Origin of the sequence: Sphingorhabdus sp. (assembly GCF_044239005.1) — a bacterium.
In the GTDB taxonomy this organism is placed as follows: domain Bacteria; phylum Pseudomonadota; class Alphaproteobacteria; order Sphingomonadales; family Sphingomonadaceae; genus Sphingorhabdus_B.
Window position 1 is genome coordinate 1 of the sequence record NZ_JBIICH010000105.1, and the last position, 7,070, is coordinate 7,070.

6 protein-coding genes and 1 pseudogene are annotated in these 7,070 nt (G+C 56.0%); 3 read left to right on the forward strand and 4 right to left on the reverse strand.

Features of this window, described 5'->3' with window-relative positions; translation table 11 throughout:
• The coding region (locus ACILQA_RS08655) for a M23 family metallopeptidase (RefSeq protein ID WP_395629339.1) at window positions 1-1,562 on the reverse strand (1,562 nt) is incomplete at its 3' end.
• 237 nt (window positions 1,563-1,799) lie between these two features.
• Between ACILQA_RS08655 and ACILQA_RS08660 the strand changes: the two genes are divergently transcribed.
• Window positions 1,800-2,420, forward strand: coding sequence for a 2-hydroxychromene-2-carboxylate isomerase (locus tag ACILQA_RS08660; protein WP_395629340.1), 621 nt, complete (start codon window positions 1,800-1,802; stop codon window positions 2,418-2,420).
• Complete coding sequence (locus ACILQA_RS08665) at window positions 2,417-3,214, forward strand: crotonase/enoyl-CoA hydratase family protein (protein WP_395629341.1); 798 nt, start codon at window positions 2,417-2,419, stop codon at window positions 3,212-3,214. The genes ACILQA_RS08660 and ACILQA_RS08665 overlap by 4 nt, the downstream gene beginning before the upstream one ends.
• Here ACILQA_RS08665 and ACILQA_RS08670 read toward each other — a convergent pair.
• The 3 genes from ACILQA_RS08670 to ACILQA_RS08680 all read right to left on the reverse strand — a co-directional run bounded on the left by ACILQA_RS08670 (window position 3,211) and on the right by ACILQA_RS08680 (window position 6,620).
• On the reverse strand, window positions 3,211-3,645 hold the full coding sequence (locus tag ACILQA_RS08670) for an acyl-CoA thioesterase (RefSeq protein WP_395629342.1): 435 nt from the start codon (window positions 3,643-3,645) through the stop codon (window positions 3,211-3,213). The genes ACILQA_RS08665 and ACILQA_RS08670 overlap by 4 nt on opposite strands.
• 117 nt (window positions 3,646-3,762) lie before the next feature.
• On the reverse strand, window positions 3,763-4,917 hold the full coding sequence (locus ACILQA_RS08675; protein WP_333569209.1) for an acyl-CoA dehydrogenase family protein: 1,155 nt from the start codon (window positions 4,915-4,917) through the stop codon (window positions 3,763-3,765).
• An 89-nt stretch (window positions 4,918-5,006) separates the two neighbouring features.
• Window positions 5,007-6,620: a spinster family MFS transporter gene (locus ACILQA_RS08680; protein WP_395629343.1), complete on the reverse strand. Its 1,614-nt coding sequence runs from the start codon at window positions 6,618-6,620 to the stop codon at window positions 5,007-5,009.
• A 301-nt stretch (window positions 6,621-6,921) separates the two neighbouring features.
• On the opposite strand from ACILQA_RS08680, the pseudogene ACILQA_RS08685 reads away from it, so the two are divergent.
• Window positions 6,922-7,070, forward strand: a pseudogene (locus ACILQA_RS08685) (BAX inhibitor (BI)-1/YccA family protein); the annotation flags it as partial.

Consider the following 7,070-nt stretch of genomic DNA (forward strand, 5'->3'; position numbering starts at 1 on the left):
TGCGAATGGTCGACTTGAAGGGTCAGTCGGTCAATTTCACGCTTCGGTTCGTCCGTGCTTTTCGCTTGTGTGCGCAATGGTGCGAGCGCTGCACCGGCCTTGACCGATTTCAGGCGCTGAAGCGTGCCTTTAAAGCGCGCAAGGTCACTGCCCCCAAGTTGTGCACGCTGCGTAAACTTGATCGAATTCGGGTTCACCGCACGTCCGTTGCGATATAATTCATAGTGCAAATGCGGACCAGTCGACAAACCTGTTGACCCCACATAACCGATGATTTGACCGCGCCGAACACGGCTTCCGGGTCGTGCGGCGATACGGCTCATATGGCCATAACCACTGGCAAGGCCGCCGCCATGGTTCAGCTGAACAAAGTTGCCGTAACCGCCCTTGCGTCCGGCATAGGCAACGACACCATCGGTCACCGCAAAAATGGGTTGGCCATAGCTTGCTTTAAAATCGAGGCCGCTGTGCATGCGCATGTAGCCTAAAATCGGGTGGCGTCTGCCGCCAAAGCCCGATGTCACAGCGCCATTAACTGGGCGGCTGAGTGCGCCTTTCGATTCACCCACACCGGAGGCTTCGAACCATTGGCTGCTGTCGCCATTGGTCCATTTGAGCATCTGGACTGGCGATTTGCCGTCGCGGTCGACGCCGGCATATAAAAGATTGCCGACCTTAACTTCACCGGTTTCAGCGCGCTTATAACCAACGATGATATCAAATTCATCGGTCGCGCGGATTGCCGACAAGGGCATGCGGCCCGAGATGACTTTCAGATAATCCTGGATAGCGCTGGCAGGTGCACCCGCTGCGCGCGCTGACCGGTAAATACCCTGGCTGCCCACGGTGCCGCGGATGCGCAACGGCGTGTCATCGACCATAATCGGTTCGCGGCTTAACCGGAGCGCTCCACCTTCACGGTTGATAGCGAGATTGAGGTCAAATCGTGCGCGAAAGGCAACGGATTCCAAAGGCCGGGGCTGATTTTGCGCAGAACGTTTACCGAGCACGATATTGATGGGGGTGCCGGGTTCAATATCCGATAGCGACGTGACGCCTGAAACCATGTTGGCGACATCACTGGCTTCATTGCCGCCAACACCAGCGCGCTGTAGGACCCGTGCAAAGCTATCACCGCGGCCCAAAGAGGCTGTCAATTCGATGCGGGGACGCTCCGGGCTTCCGGCAAGGGCAACAACCGCGTCAGTCGCGGCCATGCGTTTGCCGCTGTCACTGCCATAGGCAATCGGCATAACCATTTGCGCGCGCGCTTCTTCAAACTCGGCTTCCGTCGCAATGGACGGTTGCGGGCCGTAAATTGGTCCGAAATCGGGGAGGAGCGCAAGTGCAGCAACGCTCAATAGGGTTAGCGTTCCAAGGCCACGAAACCAGCGGACGGAACCAATATTTTCGCCAAGGTCGGGGACGAGGTCGAGCTGGGCAATGCGTTCGCGCCAAGTTGCTTCGGTGGTCTGGCGCAGGGGTGCGACCATAGCATCGGCAAGCATCACGCTTCCGTTTAAGCCAGCCGCAGCAAAGTGTGTATCTTTGCCTTCAAACATAAGGATATCTATCCACGATCCTGCCCTTACCCACCCGGACATTTTTATCTGCCCACATCCCTGTGACGGCATATGGTTAATGTCAATTTAAGACAGCAGACAATTGGGCCGTGATGCGGCGAAAGGTGTATATTCACCGACCAGTCCGGGAACAGATTGATAAGTGGCAATCGGGCATTTAATCGCTTCATTAAATGTTCGGCAATGCTAAAGCAGGATGCAATATGGGAGGGTCGAATGCACAGCGATCGGGTTGAATTTTTCTACGATCTTTCGAGCCCATGGACCTATTTGGCGTTCACGAACATTATGGGCGTGCTCGACCGCACAGGGGCGACAATGACGTTGCGGCCCATATTGGTCGGCGGCGTGTTCAACGCGGTCAACCCGGCTGTCTATGCCGCGCGTGAAGCATCCGACAATCCAAAGCTGCTGCATAGCTGGAAAACACTGCGTGATTGGGCAGCGTTAGCCGGCGTCGCACTGAACTTCCCAAGCCAATATCACCCGGCCAAGAGCGTCAATGCAATGCGGATGGCCTGCGGCCTTGCCGATGATCCAGCCGCACTGCACGCGTTTACAAAAGCCGCGTTCGAAAGCTATTTTGGCGCGCAGGAAAATCTTGATGATCCTGACGTGCTGGTTGCGGTGGCCAATAGTGCTGGTCTGGATGGGGATGCCTTGCGCGCGCGTGCGCAATCAGACGACGTAAAGGCGCTGCTGCGTGCAAATACGGATGAAGTGATTGCGCGCGGTGGCTATGGCTCACCTACGATTTTTGTCGACAAAACATATATGTATTTTGGTAATGACCAACTGCCTTTGGTGGAATTTGCATTGGATAGGAGCGCCGCATGAACGACCGCGTGAGCATAACCGTTGAAAACCACGTGGCCGATGTGCGGCTTACCCGCGCCGACAAAATGAACGCGCTCGACCCGGCCATGTTTCAGGGGATCATATCTGCCGGAGAAGAGCTTGCCGCGATGAAAGGCGTGCGCGCCGTGGTGCTGTCGGGCGAAGGACGCAGCTTTTGTGCGGGGCTTGATATGGCCAGCATGGCAAGCGGCGGTGCAAGCGCGAATAGCGGCATGGGCAGCCTCACGGATCGGACACATGGCAACGCCAACACATTCCAGCAAGTCGCGATGCTTTGGCGCAAGCTGCCTATGCCCGTCATTGCCGCAGTCCACGGCGTTTGCTTTGGGGGCGGCCTGCAAATTGCCAGCGGTGCGGACATCCGCGTGATCGCGCCTGACGCCCGCCTTGCGGTGATGGAGATGAAATGGGGGCTCATCCCTGACATGGGCGGCTATGCCTTATGGCGCGGCATGGTGCGTGAAGATATGCTGCGCGAGTTGACCTACACCAACCGCGAGTTTTCAGGGGCGGAGGCCCTGGGCTTGGGCTTTGCGACGTTCGTGGATGAAAACCCCCACGCCCGCGCCATGGCCATTGCCCGCGAAATCGCGGACCGGAACCCGGACGCTATGCGCGAGGCCAAGGCGCTGTTCAACGAATATACCGACATGGACGAAGACGCGATCTTGATGGCCGAAAGCGTTCGCCAAGCCAAAGTCATTCGTAAGCCAAACCAGATTGAAGCGGTCATGGCGGGAATGCAGAAGCGGGCAGCTACGTTTGTTGATTAAGCCGCTTTAACGCGCAACCTTTCGAACTCTTCTCTCAGGTCATCCGGGATAGGCGCTGACCCGTCCGCATTGGTTAGCACGATGGTCGTGATACAGGTGGCCTTGCATTCGCTGCCTTGAAAGGCTGCGGATGCAATATCCCAGCTGCTGTTTCCAATCCGCGCGATGCCGCTGGCGATGTCGACATGCTCAGGGAAATGCGCTTCGGCAATATAGTCCAGATTGACGCTGGCGATCAGCCATCTTTGGCCCGGCGCACGGCGCTGGACCTCAATGGCGTGGTTGAACATGCCACGGCCATGTTCGAACAGCCCCGCCATGGACACATTGTTAATGTGGCCAAGAACATCCATGTCCGCAAACCGCGTTTCGGTGCGATGGCTGAACGGATAGCTGGCCGGGTTAAGCTGCCAAGCCTGGGGTTTGGGCATATGAAACCTTTATCAAAAGTCGTCACCCTGAACGTGTTTCAGGGTCTTACTTTCTGCGTTGAAGATTAAGACCCTGAAACACGTTCAGGGTGACGGTTTGGCGATTATCCGTGAGCCTTAAAGACCCCGACCGATGAGTTCTTTCATGATCTCGTTGGTGCCGCCGAAAATGCGCGTTACGCGTGCGGCGCGCCACATACGGGCGATGGGATATTCATTCATATATCCAGCGCCGCCATGCAGTTGCAGACAGGCATCGACGACTTCCCACTGCAGGTCCGTGTGCCACAGCTTTGCCGCAGCGCCTTCCTCGGCGGTCAGTTCTTTTTTGTAATGGCGGTTCAAAGCCCAATCGAGATGCGCCCAGCCAATTTGCAGCTTTGCCTTGATATCGGCCAATACGAAACGGGTGTTTTGGAAATCCAGCAATGGCTTGCCGAACACAATCCGTTCGCGGCAGAACGCGACGGTTTCATCAAAAGCCTTCTGCGTGCTTGCCATCGACGATACGGCAATCGACAGACGCTCCTGCGGCAGTTCGCTCATCAGATAGATGAAGCCCTTGCCTTCTTCGCCCAAGCAGTTGGTCATTGGCACGCGGACATCTTCGAAGAACAATTCCGAAGTATCCGCTTCATCCATGCCGATTTTGTCGAGGTTGCGGCCGCGCTTGAAGCCGTCACGATCCGCCTCAACGAGGACAATCGACATGCCCTTATACGCTGGCTGGATCTCTGTGTCGGTTTTGACGCAGACCAAAATCAGATCGGCATTTTGGCCGTTCGTGATGTACGTTTTGCTGCCGTTGATGACATAATGGTTGCCGTCTTTACGCGCGGTTGTCTTCATACCCTGAAGATCGCTTCCGGTGCCGGGCTCCGTCATCGCGATAGCAGTGATGACCTCGCCAGAGATCATTTTGGGCAACCAATGCTTCTTCTGCTCTTCGCTGCCGTAGCTGGTGATATAGTTTACGACGATATCCGACTGAAGCGAGAAGCCCGTGGCGACGCCGCCATAATAAGCGGACTCTTCGTCGACGATCGCGTTGTAGCCAAAGTCGAGGCCAAGGCCGCCATATTCAACAGGTGCGGTGGGGCAGAGCATGCCGACTGCGCCAGCCTTGGGCCAGATCGACTTTGGAACGATGCCATCTTCTTGCCACTGCTTTGCGTGGGGCGCGACTTCCTTTTGAAGGAACTGGCGAACCGACTGGCGGAACGCTTCATGATCTTCAGTATAAGCGGTGCGTGGAATGGTATCGAGCGACATGGTGAATCCCCTGCAAGAAGTTACTGCAAAATATGCACCATCAATGGCAGCAAGTTGACGCGGGCGTCAAGCCGAATTTAATCGTTCGATTAAACTGGCTCGCCCGCATCACGTGCACGTTCAACGATCGTGCGTTCCGCCTTAGGCACGCTGCGATAGGCGGCGATTAGCAAAGCCAAGGCAATTGGCGCGACCGCGATGAGCGAGAGGATGCCAATGCGTAAGTTGCCCACCAGCTTCCCGTCGACCATTGTTCCGGCAAGATCGGAAATCTGGCCGACCATATAAGGCCCAAAGGATAGCCCAACCAGCGTGGTGCCTAAGAAGAACGCCGCCGTTGCTGTGCCGCGCATACGTGGCAACACAAGGTCCTGTGTGGTTGCGGCAGCGGCACCAAGTGCCGTTGCACCAAACATTCCAGCAAGAAATTGCATGATGTAAAACAATAATACATTTTCGGTCGTGAAGCCGATCCAGATCGGAATGATTGGGGCAACGACACCGAAAATTATAACTAAAACGCGCCCTGCGGCATGTCGCGCCCGGAGCATATCGGCGACAGATCCGCCGACGATTACACCCAGAAAGCCACTAAGTGCTCCACTTCCACCTAAAATCAAAGCCAACTCTGCTTTAGGCAACTTAAGCACCGTTTCCGCATAAGGAGCGGACCAGAACGCCAGAGCATAAGCGACAAGTGCGACCAAGCCATAGCCAATGGTGGTGCAGATGAACGCAGGCGTTCCCCAGATGAGCTTAAATGTCGCCGGATCCTTCGCCCGCAAGGTCGATGCCCAGGAGAAGACGGCATAATAGCCAAAGCCAACCGCCGACCATTGCGGGAAATTGCCGGTCAGCTGGATCATTGTGTAAGCAAACGCTGCGATAGCGGCTGCCGTGACTATGTTTATCACAAGCGCCGTTGGCCCGCGTTGCCATGCACCCCATAAGGTAAAGGGTGGGACGATCATGGAAAGATCGCTCGCAAATGCGCGGAATGGGGCAGGGTGCGCGGGCGTAACCAACCCATCCATCGCGCCGCGCACGGGCTCACGCAATGTGGCAACCCACAATCCGACGAGTATGCCCGGAATGCCGACGGCCACGAATGCCGCATGCCAGCCGACCAGGCCTAGCGGGCCGCCTTGTGGGAAAGCGGCGTCCCAGCTTTGGACAATGAGTGCGCCCAAAAACAACGAAACGCCGCCGCCAATATACAGACCGGACGAGTAAATCGCGAGCGCGGTCGCGCGCTGCCGTTTCGGGAAATAATCGGAAATCAGTGAATAAGCCGTTGGGCTTGCAGTCGCTTCGCCCACGCCGACGCCCATGCGCGCCAAGGTCAGTTCCACCTGATTGCGCGCAAAGCCGGACAGGGCGGTCATGATCGACCATAAGGCAAGGCCAATAGATAGAAGCTTTACGCGGCTCCAATTATCGGCAAGCCGCCCCAATGGAATACCGAATAAAGCATAAAAAACCGCGAAAGCTGCGCCACCCAAAAAGCCCATGTCGGCATCGGTCAGGCCAAGGTCTGCTTTAATATCTACGGCCAAAATACTGAGGATTTGGCGATCGATGAAGTTGAGTATGTAGACGATTACAAGGACAATCAGCACATACCAGCTGTAGCTGCTGGCCTCAGGCGATTTAACCTCTGCTTGCGGGGAAATAGCGCCGTTGTTTTCGCCTTCGACCGTCACACTCACCTTGCTCTCCCTCAATCGCGGTTGTCGCCTTCTGCTGCTATGGCTAGCAGAACAGGCAATCTGCGCAACGATAATTCCCCTTCAACTCGTCGCACAGAATGCGCGGACCTAGGGTCAGGACCTAGTTTGGCGGAATAGTGCGGCCCCCCAGACCACATTGCTCAAAGCCAATGCCGAGCAGTAGCAATGAAAAAAATCGCAATGCGGCGTGTCGTGTTTCGCTTGAATCTGGAACAAATTCCTCCAATATACTGGTCCAGCGGCTATCTTGCCGTGTTTTGAGGAGAATTAAGTCATGGCACAGTGGTCCGATCCACGGGTAACCGGGACCCAGTCAAGTCTTGCAGGTGTAGGTACACGCGCCGGCGATGTCACTTTTGACGCTGGTCTGCGTTCGCACATGCTCAAGGTTTATAACTATATGGCGTCAGGCGTCTTGCTGAC